Source organism: Variovorax fucosicus, from assembly GCF_030316825.1.
Classification (GTDB): domain Bacteria; phylum Pseudomonadota; class Gammaproteobacteria; order Burkholderiales; family Burkholderiaceae_C; genus Variovorax; species Variovorax fucosicus.
The window spans coordinates 1,460,274-1,480,130 of sequence record NZ_JASZYU010000001.1; the positions used below are offsets into that span (position 1 = coordinate 1,460,274).

Sequence of the window (19,857 nt, forward strand, 5' to 3'; positions counted from 1 at the left end):
CTTACTCCAAGCAATGCCGGTTTTACCGGCCGGATCAGTGCTTGTGCTCATGCGCACCGGCAGGCGCCTGCTGCGCAGCCGGCATGCCCACCGGCACATTGAGCGCGAGCGAACTCCTGGCGCCCTTCGCATCCTCGAACTGCAGCGTGATCGGCACCGTGCCGCCCTTGGTAACGGGTTGCTTCAAGTCCATCAGCATGAGGTGGTAGCCGCCGGGCTTGAGCTCCACGGTCTGGCGCGCCGGCAGCTCGAGTCCGCCTTTGACGGCACGCATCCGCATGGTGTCGCCCTCCATCTTCATCTCGTGCACCTCGGCCACGCCGGCCACCGGGGTCTGCACGCCGACCAGCCGTGCACCCGCGGGTGCACTGAGCTTCATGAAGGCGCCGGTGCCGCTCTGGCCCGGCACGGCTGGCCGAACCCAGGCGTCTTTCACTTCGACCGCGGCGGCCGGATTTGTCTGGGAGAAAGCGGCTGTAATGCCCGCCATTGCCAGGGCAAGTGCTATGAATTTGAGAGCAATCGAGTGTTTCATGAAGTTCCTTGAAGAGATGAGAGTCACAGGTCGAACTTGAGTTCAGCCACGAAGGTGCGTTGCGGGTACGGGTGAAAGGCCCAGTACCGGTAGTTGTTGAGGTTGTCGATGCCCACGGCCGCGCTCCACTGTTTGTCGATGCGATAGCGCACGCGGATGTCGGTCACGAAGTACTTGCTGAAGCCGGTGTAGGTAAAGCCGTTCGGGTCGCTGTTGTCGAGCGTGCCGAACTGCTTGCCGCTGTAGCGTGCGCCGAAGGTAAAGGCCCAGTTTGCATCGGGCTTGTAGGTGGCGAGCAGCGCCGCGCGCACCCGCGGCACGCGCGGCTGCTGCGCGCCGACACTCGCCGGAAAGCCGCTGTTGGCCACGATCTTCGAATCGGCCAGCGTCAGGCTGCCGCCCAGTTCCAGCCCCTTGATACCGGCATCGTAGAGATTGGCCGCCAGCTCCAGCCCCCTGGTGCGGATCGCATCGACGTTCTGGATCGTCGTGATGCCATTGGCCGCGGTCTGGCTGTAGAGCGCGTCTTTCGTCCGCTCGAGGAACAGGGTGGCGCGCAGCAGGCCCTCGACGCCCCAGCCCTTCAGGTCACGCTCGGCGCTGAACTCGGTCGTCCAGGAGCGCTCGGGCCGCAGATCGGGGTTGGTGTTGACGATGGTGCTGCCGAGGATCTGGCCCTGGTAGAGCTCGCTCACCGTCGGGTTGCGGATCGCGCGGCCGGCCGACGCCTTGAACAGCCAGTCGCCGTTCGCCTGCCAGGCGATGGCGGCCTTGGGCGAGACGTGGTTCTCGCTGCGCTCGCCGAACCTGAGCACGCTGGTTGCATTGCCGAGTTCGCCGCCATAGGCCGTCCAGTGCTCGTAGCGCAGGCCCAGCGTGGTCTTCCAGTCCTTGGCAAAGCGCCAGGTGTCCTGTGCGTAGAGCGACTGCAGTTGCGTGTTGCCGTTGAACTGCGAGAACGGCGTGAGCGCCGGGCCCGCGTACCACTCGGCCGTGTTGCGCACCTGGGTGCGCAGGTGCGCCGTGTCCTGCTGCACGCCGAAGTCGACCACGTGCGCACCCAAACCTTCAGCCGAGCCGGTCGGGCGCCATGTGCCCGCGGCCTTCAGCGTGTTCCAGCCGGTGCCCTTCATGTCGGTGGTGCGTCCGGCCAGCCATTGCGCCGTGGTCGGTGTGCGCAACTGATCTTTTCCGTAGTCGTAGAGGCTGCCCGACAGCTCCCAGTCGAACACGCCGCCGGTGTGGCTCTTGACCGACAGGCCCTGCATCGTGTGCGTGATGTCGTTCTGCGTCGGCGCGAGCGCGAGGCTAGGCGTGTCGAGGTTGTACGTGCGGCCCGCAATGTTGACTCGGCCCGAATACGCCGGCAGGCCGTTGCGGTCGCGCAGGTAGCTGTCGACCGCGCCGTAGGTGCTGTTGTTCCAGCCGCCGAGCGTGTAGGTGGCGCGCACCGTGGGCGAGAAGTCGTAGGCCAGCTTGAGCTTGGCCTGGGTTTGCTCGGTGTCGTAGATCGTGCTGCCGCCGACCAGCCACCAGGGCTGGTTGGTCGGGCTCAGGCCGAACACCGCACCGGTGACGGGCACGCCCGCGCTGCCCACCGTGCCGGCACTGAGCAGCCGGTTGCCGAACACCAGCGCCTGGCCCTTGCTGTGGGTGCGGTTGGCGCTGAGCCACCAGGACCAATCGCCGTTGCGGCCGCCGAGCGACAGGTCGAGCTGGTTCGCGGAAGGCGACGAACTGCTGCCGTACTGCTCGAACCTGCCCGCAGCGCCGCTGAGCTTGATGTGCGCCTCGAACTTCTCGGGCATGCGCGTCACATAGTCCACCACCGCGCCGACCGAGTTGCCCGGGTAGGCGGCCGAGAACGGGCCGTACAGCACGTCGACCCGTTCGATTTCTTCCGGCGACACCATGCCCCAGCGCGGCGCAAAGGTGGCGCCGTTGCCCAGCAGGTTCGACAGAGGAATGCCGTCTGCATAGACCATCGAGCGCGCGCTGTTGCCGGTGCCCGACGCGCGCGTGGCCAGCACGGCGTGGTTGTAGTCGCCGATGTAGCGCTTGCGCACCACCAGGCTCGGCAGGTACTTGAGCGCGTCTTCGGCGTCGGTGGCGTTGACCGTGGCCTCGATCTGCTCGCGCGTGGTGCCCTCGATGGTGGTGGGTATCTGCGTCGGCAGCGAAGTCGGCCGGCCACCGGTGACGGTGATCGTGCCGAGCGCGCGCGTGCTGCCGTCGACGTCCTGCCCCCAGGCCGGCGCCGAAAGCGCGATGGCAGCGGCCATCGCAATGGGTGTTCTTCTTCTCAACGGAATCTCCAGAAGCTTGGTTCAAGGCCAAACGGCCTGCAGTGCCCGCACCAGGGGCGCGAGCAGCTGCGACATCGACAGCGTCAGGAGAAAACGGGAGGCCCGCGCGGCGGCAGCGGCGCGGCGGTGGCTGCGGCGATGCGCGCGGCCGGAATCGACTGGACAGCATGGCCCAGCGGTTGAATCACCGGCAGCCCGGCCAGCGGCGCGGCCGGCGGCGGTGCGCCGGTCAGCACGCAAAGGGGGCAGTCCATGTGGCTCGCGCCGAGTTCCTGCGCGCCGTCGTCGGTCTGCACGATGACCTTGACCGCACCGGCGCTGGAACACACCAGTTCCATCGCCTGCGGGTGCACCAGCGGCGAGGCAGCAGCGACGCCGAGCGACAGCACGAACCACAGCAGCACGAAGCGGCCGAGAAGGCCGATGTGCAGGGCGTGGCGCAGGGAAGCAAGCATGGAACGGCGATTATCGCGCCGGCGGCATGCCGGGCGCGCGGCGCGTCACGCCAGCGCCTGCCCGAAATCCGCGATCAGGTCACTCGCCCGCTCGAGCCCGACCGAGACGCGGATCAGCCCTTCGGCGATGCCGAGTTCGGCGCGCCGCGCTGCGCCGACCTCCCAGAAGATCGTCGGCGCCACCGGAATGACCAGCGTGCGCGTGTCACCCATGCCCGTGGCCTTGATCGGCAACTGCAGCCGGTTGAGCACCGCGATGCAGGCGTCGGCATCGCGCAGCTCGAACGAGAACAACCACGCACCGGCGGCGAAGTGCGCCTTTGCGATCGCGTGCTGCGGGTGCGAAGCCAGCATCGGATAGTGCACGCGCGCCACGGCCGGATGGCTTTCGAGAAAGGTGGCGAGTGCGAGCGCCGTCGCGCTGGTCTGCGCGATGCGCAGCGCCAGCGTCTCGGCGCCGACCGCGATGCGGTGCGCTACATCCGAACTCAGCGTGCCGCCCATGTCGCGCAGCGCCTTCTTGCGCAGCTGCGTCAGGCCCCACTGCTTCGCATCGCCTTGCCGGTAGCCGTCGAAGATGTTGGCGCAGCCCGACCAGTCGAACAGGCCGGTGTCGGTGACGGCGCCGCCGAGCGCATTGCCATGGCCGGCGATGGTCTTGGTCAGCGAGTTGACCGAGAGGCTCGCACCCACGGTCTTCGGCTGGAACAAGGCCGGCGACGTGATGGTGTTGTCGACCACATAGAGCAGGTCGTGCTGCCGGCACAACGCACCGATGCCCGCGAGATCGGGCACCTGCGTGCCGGGGTTCGCGATGGTTTCGACGAACACCATGCGGGTGGCCGGCGTGATCGCGTCGGCCACCGCATGCGCGGAAGTCGCATCGACCAGCGTGACCTGCACACCCAGCCCCTGCAGCGTGCCGAGCAGGCTGATCGTGTTGCCGAACAGGTAGCGGCTCGCCACCAGATGGTCGCCCGTGCGCAGCAGCGTGAAGAACACGGCCGACACCGCCGCCATGCCGGTCGCGAAGCAGACCGTGCCGACGCCGTCTTCCATCTGCGTGAGCTTGGACTCCAGCGCAGCCGTGGTCGGCGTACCCTGGCGCGCATAGTTGAAACGGCCCTTGACCGTGCCCTGGAACACGCCGATGAGGTCTTCCACGCGCTCGTAGCCGTACTGCACCGAGGTGTGAACCGGCATGTGCACGCCGCCGTGCACCCCGCCCTGCGCCTTGTCGAAGTGGCGGTCGGCGTGCACGAGGCGGGTGGTCGGGTCGGGCGTGGATTCGTCTTCGGGCTTCATGGTGTGCTTCGGGGTGTGCGCGGCTATGCTGCGGCCATGCACAGCATATTTCACCTTGCCTTCAATGTTCGCGACCTCGACGGCGCCCGCCGTTTCTACGGGGACGTGCTGGGTTGCGTCGAAGGCCGCAGCACCGACACCTGGGTCGACTTCGACTTCTTCGGCCACCAGATCTCGATGCACCTCGGCGAGCCTTTCGCCACCGCGAACACCGGCCATGTGGGCGAGGTGATGGTGCCGATGCCGCACTTCGGCCTGGCCCTCGCCCTGCCCGACTGGCGCGCGCTGGCCGACCGGCTCGAAGCCGCCAACACCGACTTCGTGCTCAAGCCGCAGGTGCGCTTCGAAGGCCAGCCCGGCGAGCAGTGGACGATGTTCTTTCGCGACCCGTTCGGCAACCCGATCGAGGTCAAGGGCTTCCGCTCGCTCGAGACGCTGTACGACAAGTAGGGCTGCCGTGAATCTGCGTTTTGTCGAGGCGTTCTACTGGGTGGTGTCGCTCAAGAGCGTGACGCGCGCCGCCGAGAAGCTGTTCCTCACGCAGTCGGCCATGTCCAGCCGGGTCGCGGCGCTCGAAGAAGAGCTCGGCGTGCTGCTACTGGACCGGCGCGACAAGCAGTTCCGTCTGACCATCGCAGGCTCGCGCTTCTTCGTCTATGCGCAGCGCCTGCTGGAGCTGCAGCGCGAGCTCAAGTCCGAGATGGGCGCTGGCGCACCGATGGCAACGGTGGCGCTGCGCATCGGCGCCATCGAGTCGGTGCTGCACTCCTGGCTGATCCCGTGGATCGAGAAATTGCGCATCGACCAGCCGGCGCTCGAACTCGAACTCACGGTCGAAACCACGCCGATCCTGGTGGAGCAGGTGCGCCGCGGCACGCAGGACCTGGTGTTCGCGGCACTGCCCGCCACCGCCGACGGCGTGCGCAGCCGGGCGCTGCCGCCGATGGACATGGTGTTCCTCGGCAACAAGGAACTGCACCGCAAGCGCCGCTACACCCTGGCCGCGCTCGCAGAGCACGACCTGCTGACCTTCCAGCGCGGCTCGCAGCCGCACGTGGCATTGCTCGACGTGCTGCGGCAAGCGCACATCGAACCGCGTCGCGTTCACACCATCTCGTCGATTTCGGCCATGGTGCAACTGGTGCAAGGCGGCTTCGGCGTGGCGACGCTGCCGCGCCGTGCGGTGCAGCGGCTGTTGGGCTACCCGCACCTGCGGCAGCTCTCCTGCGACACGGCGCTGCAGCCGCTGCCGATCCACGCCAGCTTCCGTGCCGACCCGTCGTCGATGGCTGTCGAGACCGTCGTCAAGTCGGCCTTCGCGTATGTCACGGCCAAGCCCGAGGCGCTGCCGGCGGCCGCGGCGAAGAAGGTGAAACGCACCGATCCGAAGCGTTACGCGCCTCATTCCGGAGCATCGACAAAATCGATGAGCTGAGCGAAATTTTTTGAGTTTGCGGTGGGGTAAGGCGCCCACCACAATCCGCCCATCGTCATCCAGGTGACATGTTTCCGACAAGGAGATGCGGTGGGCTCAACTTCAGGTTTCGCGCCACAGGGCGCCGGCAGCAAGGCATTGCAGGATCCCGCCCAGGTGCGGCAAATGATCCGCAAGGGCGACTGGACAGCGCACACCAGCGGCGCTGCACAGGCCCACGTGCAGGGCAACGTGGTCATCCTTCCCGAGGCCTTTGCCAACGACTTCCTGCGCTATTGCCAGCGCAACCCCAAGCCCTGCCCGCTGCTGGCCGTGTCGGAGCCCGGCCAGCCGCTGCTGCCCACGCTGGGCCGCGACATCGACATCCGCACCGACGTGCCGCGCTACCGGGTCTGGCGCGAGGGCGAGCTGGTCGAGCAGCCGACCGACATCACCAGCCTCTGGCGCGACGACCTGGTGACCTTCGTGATCGGATGTTCCTTCTCGTTCGAACAGGCACTGCTCGAAGCCGGGCTGCCGCTGCGCCACGTGGCCGAAGGCCGCAACGTGGCCATGTACCGCAGCAACATCGCAACCGAGGCCGCAGGCCCGTTCAGCGGGCCGATGGTGGTGTCGATGCGGCCGCTGCGCGCGCCGGATGCGATCCGCGCGATCCAGATCACCTCGCGCTTTCCGGCCGTGCACGGTGCGCCGGTGCACATCGGCGACCCCGCGCTGATCGGCATCGCCGACCTGTCGAAACCCGACTACGGCGACGCGGTGGCGGTGCTGCCCGACGAGCTGCCCGTGTTCTGGGCCTGCGGCGTCACGCCCCAGGCGGCCATCGCGCAGGCCCGCCCCGCGTTCTGCATCACGCACGCCCCGGGCGCGATGCTCATCACCGATCTTTTCAACCACCAGCTCGCCAGCTTCTGAACAAGGACCCCCCGATGAAAAAACTCATGCTCTGCCTGGCCGCGGCCGCGGCTGCCGGCACCGCCTCCGCCCAGGTCAAGTGGGATCTGCCGTCCGGCTACGGCGTCAACACATTCCCGGTGCAGAACCTGCAGCAGTTCGCAGAAGGCGTCGAGAAGGCCACCGGCGGAAAGCTCAAGATCGCGGTGCACGCCAATGCCTCGCTCTTCAAGGCGAACGAAATCAAGCGCGCCGTGCAGTCGGCCCAGGTGCCGGCCGGGGAACTCCTCCTGTCGGGCGCCTCGAACGAAGCGCCGGTGTTCGGCATCGACTCCATTCCGTTCCTGGCCACGAGCTATGCAGACTCGAAACGGCTGGACGAAGCCTCCCGGCCGCTGCTGGCGAAGACGTTGGCCGCGCAGGGCGTCAAGCTCCTCTACACGGTGCCGTGGCCGCCGCAGAGCCTGTACTCCACCAAGCCGGTGGCGACACTCAAGGATCTCAACCGCACCAAGATGCGCGCCTACAACCCGGCCACCTCGTACATCGCGACGGCCGTGGGTGCGCAGCCGGTGACGATCCAGCTGGCCGAACTGCCGGCGGCGCTGGCCACCGGCGGCGTGGACAACTTCCTCACGTCCAGCGCGAGCGGCGTGGACAGCAAGTTGTACGAGAGCATCAAGTACTTCTATGGTGTGGCAGCCTGGCTGCCGCGCAACGCCGTGGTGGTCAACCAGAAGGCGTTCGAGGCCCTGGACAAGCCGACGCAGGAGGCGGTGCTGCAACAGGCCGCGGCCTCCGAGCAGCGCGGCTGGAAGCTCAGCGAGCAGAAGAACGAGGAGTACATCAAGGAGCTGGCCGCCCGGGGCATGACCGTCGACGTCGGCGCCGAAGGCCTGAAGAAGGAACTCAAGGTCATCGGCGACCGCATGACGGCCGACTGGATCAAGCTGGCCGGTGCCGATGGCCAGGCGGTCATCGACACCTACGCCCGGAAGTGAGCCTCCCATGTCGCTGACCGCCAATATGGACACGCCCCTGGACGGCATCGCCGCCGCCCCGTCGGCAGCGCCGCACGCACTGCGGCGCGCGCTCGACCGCACCTACCTGGTGGCCGGCGCATTGGGCGCGGGCTGCATCGCGCTCATCTGCATCCTGATGGTTGTCCAGACGCTGGGGCGGCAGTTCGGCTTTCAGACCGGCGCCATCACCGACGTGGTGTCGTGGCTGTGTGCCGCCGCCGCCTTCATGACGATGGCCCATGCCTTCAAGCATGGCGACTTCGTGCGGGTCACGCTGGTGCTGGAAAAGCTCTCCGTGCCCAACCGGCGCCGCTTCGAACTGGCCTGCCTCGCGGTGGCTTGCGTCGCGATGGGATACCTCGCCTGGTGGGCCTGCCGGTTCACGTTCGAGAGCTGGCAGTTCAACGAGCTGGCGCAGGGACTCTGGGCGATACCGATCTGGATTCCGCAGATGAGCTTTGCCATCGGTTCGGTCCTGTTCCTGGTGGCGCTGCTCGACGAACTGCTGATCGTCGTACGCGGCGGCATTCCGACCTACGTGCGACTGGTGGAAGAACGCCACGCCCAGGGCGACTTCTCTTCCGATCTCTGAAAGGTCAAGATCATGGACATCCTCACCGTCGGTGCCATTCTCCTGTTGCTGATGCTGCTCATGCTGTCCGGCGGTGTCTGGATTGCCATGACACTGGCGATCTGCGGCTGGGTTGGCCAGGCCTTCTTCACGACCAGCCAGCCGGGCCTGAACCTGTTCTCGGCCTTCTGGGAAAGCAATGCCAGCTGGGAGCTGGCGGCGCTGCCGCTGTTCATCTGGATGGGCGAGATACTGTTTCGCACCAAGCTCAGCCAGGAAATGTTCACCGGCCTGGCACCCTGGCTCGGCAGAATCCCCGGACGGCTGTTCCACACCACGATTCTGGGCTGCGGCATCTTCGGCTCGGTGTCCGGCTCATCCGCCGCGACTTGCGCAACGATCGCCAAGGTTTCGCTGCCCGAGCTGAAGAAGCGCGGCTACGACGAGAACATCGCCATCGGCTCACTGGCCACGGCGGGCACGCTCGGCATCCTGATCCCGCCGTCGATCACCATGGTGGTCTACGCGGTGGCCGCCGATGCGTCGATCATCCGCATCTTCCTGGCAGGCTTCCTGCCCGGCCTGGTGCTGATGTTCCTGTTCTGCGCCTACATCGCCTGGTGGGCGCTGCGCAACAAGGCACTGATGCCCGCGGAAGAGCCGCCGACCAGCCTGCGCGAAAAGCTGCGCCTCTCCAGGAACCTGATCCCCTGCGCATTGCTGATCGTGTTCATCTGCTGGTCGCTGGTGGCGGGCTGGGCCACGGCCACCGAGTGCGCTGCCTACGGCGTGGTCGGCGCGCTGGCCCTGGCAGCCTGGAGCCGCTCGCTCACATGGAGCAACTTCAAGGAAGGCCTCTTCGGATCGGCACGCACCAGCTGCATGATCATGTTCATCCTCGCGGGCGCGGCCTTCCTGACCAAGACCATGGCCTTCACCGGCATCCCGCGCGAGCTGGCCGAGTGGGTCAATTCGATGCACCTGTCGCCCTACGCGTTGATTGCCTGCCTGGTGCTCGTGTACCTGGTGCTCGGCACGGCGCTGGATGGCATCAGCATGATCGTGCTGACCGCCGCCGTGGTGCTGCCCATGATCCAGAAGGCCGGCTTCGATCTCATCTGGTTCGGCATCTTCGTGATCCTGCTGGTGGAGATTGCCGAAGTCACGCCACCCGTGGGCTTCAATCTCTTCGTGCTGCAGAACATGACCGGCAAGGACAGCAACCGCATCGCGCGGGCCGCGATCCCGTTCTTCCTTTGCCTGGTGCTCTGCATCGGGTTGATCACCGTGTTCCCGCAGATCGTGACGATCGTGCCCGACCTCGTGATGGGGCCGGCGAAGTGACGCACCCGCAACGCCAGCCGTTGCGCTCTTAGGGGATCCGCATGAAGCACATCTGGATCGCGACTGCATTCGCAGCCGCGTCGGGACAGCCTTGCCTGGCGCAAACCGCCGTCCAGTGGCAGCTGGCCACCGGCTACCGCATCGAGTCGTTCCACACGCAGAACATCGAGCGCATGGCGGCCGACGTGGCGCGCGCCAGCGCAGGCCGCCTGCGCATCGAAGTGAAGCCGAACAACGCGCTGGTGAAGCTGGCGGACATCCGGCAGGCGGTGCAGGACGGCAAGGTGCAGGCCGGCGAGACCATCATGACCAGCATGGTGAAGGAGATCCCGATCGCGGGGGCCGACGCCGTTCCGTTCGTGGTGGGAAGCTACGCCGACGCGCGGCGCATGTGGACGCTGCAGCGGCCGCTGATCGACCAGCACTTCGCGGCACGCGGCCTCCAGGCGCTCTATGCCGTTCCGTGGCCGCCGCAGGGGCTCTACACCGACACGCCGGTGCGCACGGCGGCCGACTTCCGCGGCGCGCGCATGCGCACCTACAACCAGACCACCGAACGCATTGCCGAGCTGCTGGGCGCCACACCGGTCGACGTGCCGATGGTCGAGGTGAACCAGGCGCTCGCCACCGGCCGCATCACCAGCATGATCACCTCGGCGGTCACCGGCGTGGAGAACCAGGTGTGGGGCCGCGCGAAGTACTACTACGAGATCAATGCCTGGTTTCCGAAGAACATCGTCTTCGTCAACCGGAAGGCCTTCGAGGCGCTTGCACCCGATCTGCAGCAGATGCTGCTGGCCGCCGGGCAGGAGGCCGAGGCGCGCGGCTGGGCCCTGAGCCAGGCCGCAGCCGCCGACGCCACCAACGAACTGCGCAGCCGCGGCCTCCAGGTCGGCCGCGTTTCGCCGGACTTCGAGGCCGACCTCAAGCGCATGGGCGAGAAGTTCTCGCTCGAATGGGTGCGCTCGGTCGGCAATGAAGCCAACCGCATCTTTGTTCCTTACTACGTCGACAGCAAACGCTGAGCGACCGCTCCACCATGCAAGACCAACCCACTCCCCTCAGCAACCGCTGGCAATTCTGGATCGACCGCGGCGGCACCTTCACCGACATCGTGGGCCGGCGCCCTGACGGCTCGCTCACCACCCACAAGCTGCTGTCGGAGAACCCCGAGCAGTACAAGGACGCGGCCGTGGCCGGCATCCGCCACCTGCTCGGGCTGAAGCCCGGCGAGCCGGTCACGCCGGCATTGGTCGAGTGCGTGAAGATGGGCACCACGGTGGCCACCAACGCGTTGCTCGAACGCAAGGGCGAACCCACGCTGCTGGTCACCACGCGCGGCTTTCGCGATGCGCTGCGCATCGCCTACCAGAACCGCCCGCGCCTGTTCGACCGCCACATCGTGCTGCCCGAACTGCTCTACAGCGACGTGATCGAAGCGCGCGAGCGCATCGGCGCGCACGGCGACGTGGTCGAGGCGCTCGACGAGGGCGGCCTGCGCGGCGAGCTGCTGGCCGCCTTCGGCCGCGGCCTGCGCAGCGTGGCGATCGTCTTCATGCACGGCTACCGGTACAGCGCGCACGAACAGGCGGCACGGCGCATCGCCGCCGAAGTGGGCTTCACGCAGATCAGCACCTCGCACCAGACCAGCCCGATGATGAAGTTCGTGAGCCGCGGCGACACCACCGTGGTCGACGCGTACCTCTCGCCGATCCTGCGCCGCTACGTCGAGCAGGTGGCAGGTGAGATGCCCGGCGTGCGGCTCTTCTTCATGCAGTCTTCGGGTGGCCTGACCGACGCGCAGGTGTTCCAGGGCAAGGACGCGATCCTGTCCGGCCCGGCCGGCGGCATCGTGGGCATGGCCCGCACCGCCGCACTGGCCGAGCAGGCGCGCGTGATCGGCTTCGACATGGGCGGCACCTCGACCGACGTGTCGCACTATGCGGGCGAGTTCGAGCGCGAGTTCGAGACGCAGGTGGCCGGCGTGCGGATGCGCGCGCCGATGATGAGCATCCACACCGTGGCCGCGGGCGGCGGCTCGGTGTTGAGCTTCGACGGCGCGCGCTTCCGCGTCGGCCCTGAAAGTGCGGGCGCCAACCCCGGCCCCGCCAGCTACCGGCGCGGCGGGCCGCTGGCCGTGACCGATGCCAACGTGATGCTCGGCAAGGTGCAGCCACGCTATTTCCCCACTGTGTTCGGCCCCGGTGCGGACGAGTCGCTGAGCCACGCTGCGGCGGCGGACGGCTTCGGCGCGCTGGCGGCGCAGACCGGGCGCAGCCCCGAACATGTGGCCGAAGGCTTCATCCGGATCGCGGTTCAGCAGATGGCGAACGCGATCAAGAAGATCTCGGTGGCGCGCGGCTACGACGTCACGCGCTACACGCTGCAATGCTTCGGCGGTGCCGGCGGCCAGCACGCCTGCCTGGTGGCCGATGCGCTCGGGATGAGTCGCGTGTTCGTGCATCCGATGGCCGGCGTGCTGTCGGCCTACGGCATGGGGCTGGCCGACCAGAACGTGATCCGCGAGCAGGCCGTCGAGCTGCCGCTGGCAGCGGAAACGCTGCCCCTCGTGGCCGAGCGGCTCGACGCGCTCGGCGCGGCGGCGCAGGCCGAACTCGAGCGCCAGCAGGTGAACGCCGGTGCGGTGAGCGTGCTGCATCGGGTGCATGTGCGCTACGAAGGCAGCGACTCGGCGCTGGTGGTGCCCTTCGGCGACCTGGCCGCGATCCAGAGCCGCTTCGAGGCGGCGTACCGCCAGCGCTTCGCGTTCCTCATGCAGGGCAAGCCACTGGTCGTGGAGGCCGTGTCGGTCGAAGCAGTGGTGCCCGGCGATGCGCCCGCGGAGCCCCGCCACGCCATGCATCCGGTGCGCGAGGTGCCGCGTCGCGAAACCGTGCGCATGTATTCGGGCGGCGCCTGGCACGACGCGGCGCTGGTCGTGCGCGAAGACCTGCGCCCGGGCGACGTGATTCCCGGCCCCGCGATCATTGCCGAGAAGAACGCGACCACGGTGGTGGAGCCCGGCTGGGAAGCGCAGCTCACTGCGCTCGACCACCTGATGCTGGACCGCCGCGCGGCCAGGCCGGTCGCGCATGCGGCCGGCACCACGGTCGACCCAGTGCTGCTCGAGGTGTTCAACAACCTGTTCATGAACGTCGCCGAACAGATGGGGCTGCAGTTGCAGAACACCGCCTATTCCGTGACCATCAAGGAGCGGCTCGATTTCTCGTGTGCCCTGTTCGACGGTGCGGGCGAGCTCATCGCCAACGCGCCGCACATTCCGGTGCACCTGGGCAGCATGGGCGAAAGCATCCAGACCGTGATCCGCGAGAACGCGGGCCGGATGCAACCCGGCGATGTGTACGTGCTGAATGACCCGTACCACGGCGGCACCCACCTGCCCGACATCACGGTCATCACCCCGGTGTATCTCGACGATGGCGGGGCGAACGACAAGCCGATGTTCTACGTCGGCAGCCGCGGCCACCATGCCGACATCGGCGGCACCACGCCGGGCTCGATGCCGCCCTTCTCCACGCGCATCGAGGAAGAAGGCGTGCAGATCGACAACTTCAAGCTGGTCGAGCGCGGCGTGCTGCGCGAGGCCGGGATGCTGGCGCTGCTGCAGGGCGGCGCCCACCCGGCGCGCAATCCACAGCAGAACATGGCCGACCTCAAGGCCCAGATCGCCTCCAACGAGAAAGGTGCGCAGGAGCTGCGCAAGATGGTCGCGCAGTTCGGGCTGGACGTGGTGCAGGCCTACATGCGCCATGTGCAGGACAACGCAGAGGAGTCGGTGCGCCGCGTCATCACGCGGCTGAAGGACGGCCGCTTCACGCTGCCGCTGGACAACGGCGCGCAGATCGAGGTGGCGATCCGCGTCGACGCGGCCACGCGCAGCGCCGAGGTCGACTTCACCGGCACCTCGGCCCAGCAGGACAACAACTTCAACGCGCCCACCGCGGTGTGCATGGCCGCCGTGCTGTATGTGTTCCGCACGCTGGTCGACGACGACATTCCGCTCAACGCGGGCTGCCTGAAGCCGCTGCGCGTGATCATCCCGCCCGGCTCGATGCTCAACCCGGACGCGCCGGCCTCGGTGGTGGCCGGCAACGTCGAGACCTCGACCTGCATCACCAACGCGCTCTATGGCGCGCTCGGCGTGATGGCCGCTGGCCAGTGCACGATGAACAACTTCACCTTCGGCAATGCGTCGCACCAGTACTACGAGACCCTCTCGGGCGGCTCGGGTGCGGGCGACGGCTTCGACGGCACCAGCGTGGTTCAGACCCACATGACCAACTCGCGCCTGACCGACCCCGAGGTGCTCGAGTTCCGCTTTCCGGTGCGGCTCGACAGCCACGAAATCCGCCGCGGATCGGGTGGCGCCGGGCGCTGGCGCGGCGGTGACGGCGCGGTGCGGCGCGTGCGCTTCCTGGAAGACATGACGGCCAGCATCCTCTCCAACGGCCGCGTGCACGGGGCCTTCGGCTTCGCGGGCGGACAGTGCGGCCAGGTGGGGTTGAACCGCGTCGTGCGCGCCGACGGCTCCGAACTGCTGCTCGCGCACATCGGCCAGGCCGAGATGAAGCCGGGCGACGTGTTCGAGGTTCACACGCCGGGCGGCGGCGGCTTCGGAGTGCACTGACACGCCTGTGGCACGCGCACCCGCCCGCTAGACTGGTGGCCCCGCCACTTGTCTTCCGGACGCGTTGCCCATGTCGTCGCCCCGTACCTTGCTGCTTGCAGCCGCCCTTGCCGCGCCGTTCGCTGCCATGGCGATCCAGGACTGCGAACTCAACGGCCAGAGCGTCAATCCGGCCAACGGCAGCACCACCGCCGGCAAGACCGGCCTGATGCGCTGCAAGGATCGCGACAGCGGCGAACTGCAGCGCGAGCAGGAGCTGAAGAACGGCGTGTTCATGGGCATCGTGCGCTACTACGGCAAGGGCCAGCTCATCAAGGAACACAGCGTCAACGCGAACGGCAACGTTGAGGGCCGGGCGCGCGAGTTCTCGCCGACCGGCCAGGTGCTGCGCGAGGCGACCTACGTCAACGGCAGCGAGCGCGGCCTGGTACGCAGCTTCCATCCGAACGGCCAGTTGCGCCGAGCGGCTTTCTACGCCGAGGCCGGGGGCGAACAGGCTTCGGTGGAGTTCAACGAAAGCGGCCAGCTCTCGGCACTGCGCTGCGGCGAGCGGCCGATGCTGGCCCCCGCGGCCGACGACACCAGGCTCTGCGGCTTCGGCGGCAAGGCTGCGGAGGTCGAGCTGTTCGACACGCGTGGCACCCTGCGCACCCGCGCCGTGTGGGCCAGCGGCAAGCGGCAGCGCAGCGAGAACCTCTACGACAACGGCAAGCCGTCGGCACAGGAGGAGATCACCGGCAGCCAGCGCACCGAGCGGCGCTTTTCGGCGGAGGGCGTGAAGCGCGCCGAGACCGTCTGGCTCCTGACCGAACGCGGCGGCATCCGGCAGGTCGAACAGGCGTTCTCTGAAACCGGCACGCTGGTGCGCGAGCAGCGCTGGAACGCAACCGGCGAGCCCGTCAGCGACAAGAGCTTCTTCCTGAACGGCCAGCCGCGCAGCCAGTCGGTCTACAGCGGCAGCGGCGAGTCGCGCACGGTCGAGAACGCCACCTTCCACGACAACGGCCAGCGCGCCAGCCTGGGCCGCTACAGCGCCCCGCCGCGCGGCCGCCAGATGCCAGCCGGCACGCACCAGCGCTTCGACGACAAGGGCACGCTCGTGACCGAATCGGTCTACGACGCGAAGGGCCGGGTCACCCGCGAACGCGCCTGGGACGAGACCGGCAAGCTGCAGCGCGACGACGAGGTGTTCGAGGACGGGTCGCGCAAGGCGTTTGCCAAATAGCCGTTGCAGCCGCCGTGCCAGCCGCGATGGCCGCGCCGGCTAGCGTGCAAACGCCTTCCGGAGCCGGGGCTGCACTGCCGCGAACAGCCACCTGAAGAAGCGCGACCAATTGGGCCGCTGCCACTCGAGCACCAGGCCGAGCAGCGACGACACGACGAGGATCACGACGACCGCCTGCCAGAACTGGCTGGCGTCGTTCACCTTCAGCCCGAACAGGGCGAGGTAGAGCACCAGCAGCGCATGGTGCAGCACGTAGATCGGGAAGGTCAGGTCGGCCAGCACCCGGAAGTTGCGCGCCACACGGGGCGACGCCACCACGGCCGCCGCAGGTGCTGCCGGTGGCAGCATCCACAGCGCCAGTGCCACGAACACGCCCGCCACCCAGTCGCTCGCGAACTGGTTCGCGAAGAACAGCGGCTTCTCGCCCAGCGCATAGGGGAAGGGCGGCAGATAGAGCACGGTGCACGCCGCCGCAGAGAGTGCCAGCGCCACGCACAGCCACGACAGGCCGCGCCCGAGTTGCGGCCGCGGCAGGTGGTAGGCCGCGCAACCCATCAGCCAGATCGGCATCATCAGCACGATCTTCGGCCCGGCCACCAGGCAGGCGCCCAGCGCCAGTGCCCACGACTTGAGGCCGCGGCCGGTGCAGTACCAGAGGCCGAAGATCACGTAGTACCAGAACTCGAAGCCGAGCGACCAGAGCGGCCGGTTGACCGGCGGCGCGGCCGAGAAGAACCAGATCTCGTTCAGGAACAGGGCGGTGATGGCATAGCGCGGGCCGAAGGTTCCGCGCACGTAGTTGGCGATCAGGTCGGGGTTTGCCTGAACCCTGACCACGATTTCCACCACGGCCGTCAGCAGCAGCGCTGGAATGACCATCGAGCACAGGCGGCTGAAGCGCGCCTGCATATAGGACGACAGGCCACGCTGCTTTTCGCTGGTGGTGTAGGCGATGACGAAGCCGGACAACACGAAGAACACGATCACCGCCGCGTGCGAGAGGTCGCCAGGGAGCTGGGCCACATGCGCCGTCGCGGGAAACCAGACGTCTTCGATGTGCCGATAGAGCACCGTGAGTGCCGCGAGCAGGCGCAGGCTGTCCAGCACCAGGCTGGTGCTGCCTTCGATGCGTCGCGGCGCCGTGTTCATCGGTCGGTTCGATTCCCTCAGTCCAGCTTGATGCCCTGGGCCTTGATGATCGGCCCCCAACGCTTGGATTCTGCACGCGACAGCGCCGCGAACTGCTCGGGCGTACCCGGCAACGCTTCCATGCCGAAATCGTTGAAGCGTTTTTGCACCGCCGGATTACCGAAGGCCTTGTTGAGTTCGCCGTTGAGTTTGGCGACCACCGGCGCAGGCAGCCCGGCCGGGCCGAGCACGCCCTGGAACGCGAACACCTCGGTGTTCGGCACGCCGACCTCGGCCAGCGTGGGCACATTGGGCAGCAGCTTGTTGCGCTGCGCCGAGCCGATCGCAAGCACGCGCACCTTGTTGCCCTGCATGATCGGCAGGCCCGACGCGAGGTCGAGGAACATGCATGGCACCTGGCCGCCCATCACGTCGGCCATCGCGGGCGCGGCGCCGCGGTACGGGATGTGGGTGAGAAAGGTGCCGGTGCGGTTCTTGAACATTTCCATCGCAAGGTGGTGCGGCGAGCCGTTGCCGGGGGAAGCGTAGTTCAGTTTGCCGGGGTTGGCCTTCGCGTAGGCCAGGAAAGCCTTGAAGTCTTGCGCCGGAAAGTCCGGGTGCACCACGAGCGCGAGCGGAAAGCGGCCGATCGCGCCGATGTAGCTGAAGTCTTTTTCGGGGTTGAACGGCAGCTTGCCGAACAGGTATTCATTGAAGGCCAGCACGGCGTTGTCGGCCGACATGATGGTGTAGCCGTCCGGCTTCGACTTCGCCACCAAATCCGCACCGATGTTGGTCGAGGCGCCGGGCCGGTTGTCGATCACGATGGCCTGGCCGAGCCCCGTCCGCATCGCCTCGGACAAGGTGCGCGCGATCACGTCGGTGCCGCCGCCCGCCGGGTACGGCACGATCCATTTGACCGGTTGCTCGGGGTAGCCCTGGGCGCGCGCCCACGGTGCGAGGGTGGCGGTGGCGCCAGCGGCGGCCAGGCCGGTGAGGAGGGTTCTGCGTTGGGCGTTCAAGTTGTTGTCTCCGGGGATGATGAAAGGGATGGTAGTGGCAGCGCGTCCAGCGCGTCGGCCAGCGCCTGGCGGCAGCGCGCCTCGTCGCCGACCTGTTCGAACAGCAGCAGCGCGAGCCGCGCAAGGAACAGCGATTCGCGCGCGTCGCCGGCTTCGCTGATGGCATTCGCGCACGCGGCGTAGAGGCGGTCGCGGGCTTCGGGTGGCAGCGTGGCGGTCATGCGGGCTCCAGGTTCGCGGCAGGATGCAGCGCACCGGCGCGCACCAGCGCCTGCCGAAGCACCTCGACCGGTGGCGCGTCGCGCCAGCGCGCGGCCACATGGCCGTCAGGGCGCAGCAGGTAAACCGCGCCACGCAGCTCGTCAGCACCGAGCGCGGCGAAGGCGGCGGCGTTGTGCGCATCGCGCTGCAGCGTGTGCTGCACCAGCGGCACGCCCTCCATGTCGAACGGCACGCTCTCGCCCTGCAGCACCAGCAAGGTGAAAGCCGGCGCCTGCAGAAGATCGGTCAGGTGCCGATCCGGGCCCAGTTGCAACTCGGGCATCGCTTCGCCGGGCTTCGGCCCCGCAGCCAGCGCGTCGCTCTCGCTCGAGAGGGCCGAGTCGTCGTAGCGCACCGCCTCGGTCTGCCGCGGGTTGATGAGCTTGGCGATCTCGCGGTGCCGGGCCGAAAGCGACAAAGCGGCCTCGCGCAGCAGGTCGAACCCGCGCGAGGGCGGCGACATGAATTCGGTGCTGCGCATCGCGCTCTCGGCGTTGATGTGGAAGGCCGCGATGCGCTCCTGCGAATAGCTGTCGAGCAGCGCCGCGTCCGAAACGCCGCGCGCCACGAAGGCAAGTTTCCACGCGAGGTTGTCGGCGTCGTCGAAACCCGAATTGAGGCCGCGCACACCGAAGATCGGCATCGCATGCGCCGCGTTGCCGGCAAACAGCACGCGTGCGTGGCGGTAGCTTGCGAGCGTCATCGCGCCGGCACGGTAGACCGATGTCCAGACCGTGTGCCATGGCAGATGGCCTTCGCCGATCGCGTCGAGATGGCGCTGCACGAACTCGGCAACAGCCGCGGGCTGCAGCGCTTCTTCGGTGCTCTGGCCTGCGCGAAGCTGGTAGTCGATGCGCCAGATGTCGTCGGGCTGGCGGTGCATGAGCACGGTCGAACCCGGATTCCAGGGCGGATCGAACCAGGCGCGGCGCTCGGTGGGGTGATCGCTGTGCAGCTCGATGTCGATGATCACGTAGCGCCCCTCGTAGCCGGTGCCTTCGAGCGCCAGCCCGAGCGCCTTGCGCACGAAGCTCTGGCCGCCGTCGCAGGCGGCGAGCCACTGGCCATGCAGGGTGTAGCCGCCGTCGGCATTGCGCACGTCGAGCGTGACGCCCTCGTCGTCCTGCGCGAGCGCGACGAGTTCGGTGCCCCAGCGGATGTCGACCACCCCCGGCGTTGCCGCGTTGCGGCGCTCGATCTGGTCGAGCAGGTACTGCTCGATGTAGTACTGCTCGAGGTTGATCATCGGCGGCAGCTTCTGCGTGTCGTCGTGCGGCATCTCGAAGCGGAACACCTCGTCGGTCTTGTAGAAGCTGCGCCCGCCTGTCCACGGCAGCCCCTTGGCCAGGAACGCGGGCAGTGCGCCGAGACGCTCCATGATCTCCAGGCTGCGGCGCGAGATGCAGGCCGCGCGGCTGCCGACGCAGACGGTGTCGTCGGCTTCGAGGATCACGCTGCGCACGCCATGGTTGGCAAGGCCGAGCGCGAGCGCCATGCCGACCGGCCCGCCGCCGGCGATGACGACGGGATGCCGGCCCGGCGCGATGCCGTCCTCGAGCGGCGGCGTGAAAGGCGCAAAGCGCGTGTAGTGGAAGGCGCCAACCGAAGGCGGCAACGCATCGCCGGCCATGGGCGGCAGCGGCCCCGAGGCAGCGTCGCCGGCGCGGGCGGAGGGAACGGTGGGAATGGCGGAAGGGCTCATCGAA

At 67.9% G+C, this 19,857-nt stretch carries 17 protein-coding genes; 9 read left to right on the top strand and 8 right to left on the bottom strand.

Annotated features, from left to right (window positions below; all coding sequences use genetic code 11):
• Positions 1-34 precede the first annotated feature (34 nt).
• The 4 genes from QTI05_RS06835 to QTI05_RS06850 form a co-directional block, all read right to left on the bottom strand.
• Positions 35-535 (bottom strand): copper chaperone PCu(A)C, encoded by a 501-nt coding sequence (locus tag QTI05_RS06835; protein WP_286623557.1) that lies wholly within the window; start codon positions 533-535, stop codon positions 35-37.
• Positions 536-558: 23 nt separating this feature from the next.
• Positions 559-2,817 (bottom strand): TonB-dependent receptor, encoded by a 2,259-nt coding sequence (locus QTI05_RS06840; protein WP_286623559.1) that lies wholly within the window; start codon positions 2,815-2,817, stop codon positions 559-561.
• Positions 2,818-2,924: 107 nt separating this feature from the next.
• The gene (locus QTI05_RS06845; RefSeq protein ID WP_286541181.1) at positions 2,925-3,296 is read right to left on the bottom strand and encodes a DUF2946 family protein; all 372 of its coding nucleotides are present in this window, start codon (positions 3,294-3,296) and stop codon (positions 2,925-2,927) included.
• A 45-nt stretch (positions 3,297-3,341) separates the two neighbouring features.
• Entirely contained in the window at positions 3,342-4,601 is a 1,260-nt protein-coding gene (locus QTI05_RS06850) for a cystathionine gamma-synthase family protein (RefSeq protein ID WP_286623561.1), read from the bottom strand.
• A 36-nt stretch (positions 4,602-4,637) separates the two neighbouring features.
• Between QTI05_RS06850 and QTI05_RS06855 the strand changes: the two genes are divergently transcribed.
• The 9 genes from QTI05_RS06855 (at position 4,638) to QTI05_RS06895 (ending at position 15,740) form a co-directional block, all read left to right on the top strand.
• Positions 4,638-5,051 (top strand): VOC family protein, encoded by a 414-nt coding sequence (locus tag QTI05_RS06855; RefSeq protein WP_286541177.1) that lies wholly within the window; start codon positions 4,638-4,640, stop codon positions 5,049-5,051.
• A 7-nt stretch (positions 5,052-5,058) separates the two neighbouring features.
• The gene (locus QTI05_RS06860) at positions 5,059-6,036 is read left to right on the top strand and encodes a LysR family transcriptional regulator (RefSeq protein ID WP_286541175.1); all 978 of its coding nucleotides are present in this window, start codon (positions 5,059-5,061) and stop codon (positions 6,034-6,036) included.
• 90 nt (positions 6,037-6,126) lie between these two features.
• The gene (locus QTI05_RS06865) at positions 6,127-6,951 is read left to right on the top strand and encodes a putative hydro-lyase (protein ID WP_286623562.1); all 825 of its coding nucleotides are present in this window, start codon (positions 6,127-6,129) and stop codon (positions 6,949-6,951) included.
• Between the two features lie 14 nt (positions 6,952-6,965).
• Positions 6,966-7,931, top strand: coding sequence for a TRAP transporter substrate-binding protein (locus QTI05_RS06870; RefSeq protein WP_286623563.1), 966 nt, complete (start codon positions 6,966-6,968; stop codon positions 7,929-7,931).
• Between the two features lie 79 nt (positions 7,932-8,010).
• Complete coding sequence (locus tag QTI05_RS06875; RefSeq protein WP_286624630.1) at positions 8,011-8,544, top strand: TRAP transporter small permease; 534 nt, start codon at positions 8,011-8,013, stop codon at positions 8,542-8,544.
• 12 nt (positions 8,545-8,556) lie between these two features.
• Positions 8,557-9,867: a TRAP transporter large permease gene (locus QTI05_RS06880; protein WP_286623564.1), complete on the top strand. Its 1,311-nt coding sequence runs from the start codon at positions 8,557-8,559 to the stop codon at positions 9,865-9,867.
• 41 nt (positions 9,868-9,908) lie between these two features.
• On the top strand, positions 9,909-10,892 hold the full coding sequence (locus QTI05_RS06885; RefSeq protein WP_286623565.1) for a TRAP transporter substrate-binding protein: 984 nt from the start codon (positions 9,909-9,911) through the stop codon (positions 10,890-10,892).
• Positions 10,893-10,906: 14 nt separating this feature from the next.
• Entirely contained in the window at positions 10,907-14,515 is a 3,609-nt protein-coding gene (locus QTI05_RS06890) for a hydantoinase B/oxoprolinase family protein (RefSeq protein WP_286623566.1), read from the top strand.
• Between the two features lie 70 nt (positions 14,516-14,585).
• Complete coding sequence (locus tag QTI05_RS06895) at positions 14,586-15,740, top strand: toxin-antitoxin system YwqK family antitoxin (RefSeq protein WP_286623567.1); 1,155 nt, start codon at positions 14,586-14,588, stop codon at positions 15,738-15,740.
• A gap of 39 nt (positions 15,741-15,779) precedes the next feature.
• On the opposite strand, the gene QTI05_RS06900 is transcribed toward QTI05_RS06895, so the two are convergent.
• The 4 genes from QTI05_RS06900 to QTI05_RS06915 are packed head-to-tail and all read right to left on the bottom strand — an operon-like array spanning position 15,780 to position 19,853.
• A complete protein-coding gene (locus QTI05_RS06900) occupies positions 15,780-16,889 on the bottom strand; it encodes an acyltransferase family protein (RefSeq protein ID WP_286623568.1) in 1,110 nt (369 codons plus the stop codon).
• A gap of 17 nt (positions 16,890-16,906) precedes the next feature.
• Entirely contained in the window at positions 16,907-17,890 is a 984-nt protein-coding gene (locus QTI05_RS06905; protein WP_286623570.1) for a Bug family tripartite tricarboxylate transporter substrate binding protein, read from the bottom strand.
• Positions 17,887-18,111: a hypothetical protein gene (locus QTI05_RS06910; protein WP_286623571.1), complete on the bottom strand. Its 225-nt coding sequence runs from the start codon at positions 18,109-18,111 to the stop codon at positions 17,887-17,889. The genes QTI05_RS06905 and QTI05_RS06910 overlap by 4 nt, the downstream gene beginning before the upstream one ends.
• Complete coding sequence (locus tag QTI05_RS06915; RefSeq protein WP_286623572.1) at positions 18,108-19,853, bottom strand: FAD-dependent monooxygenase; 1,746 nt, start codon at positions 19,851-19,853, stop codon at positions 18,108-18,110. The genes QTI05_RS06910 and QTI05_RS06915 overlap by 4 nt, the downstream gene beginning before the upstream one ends.
• Positions 19,854-19,857: the final 4 nt, after the last annotated feature.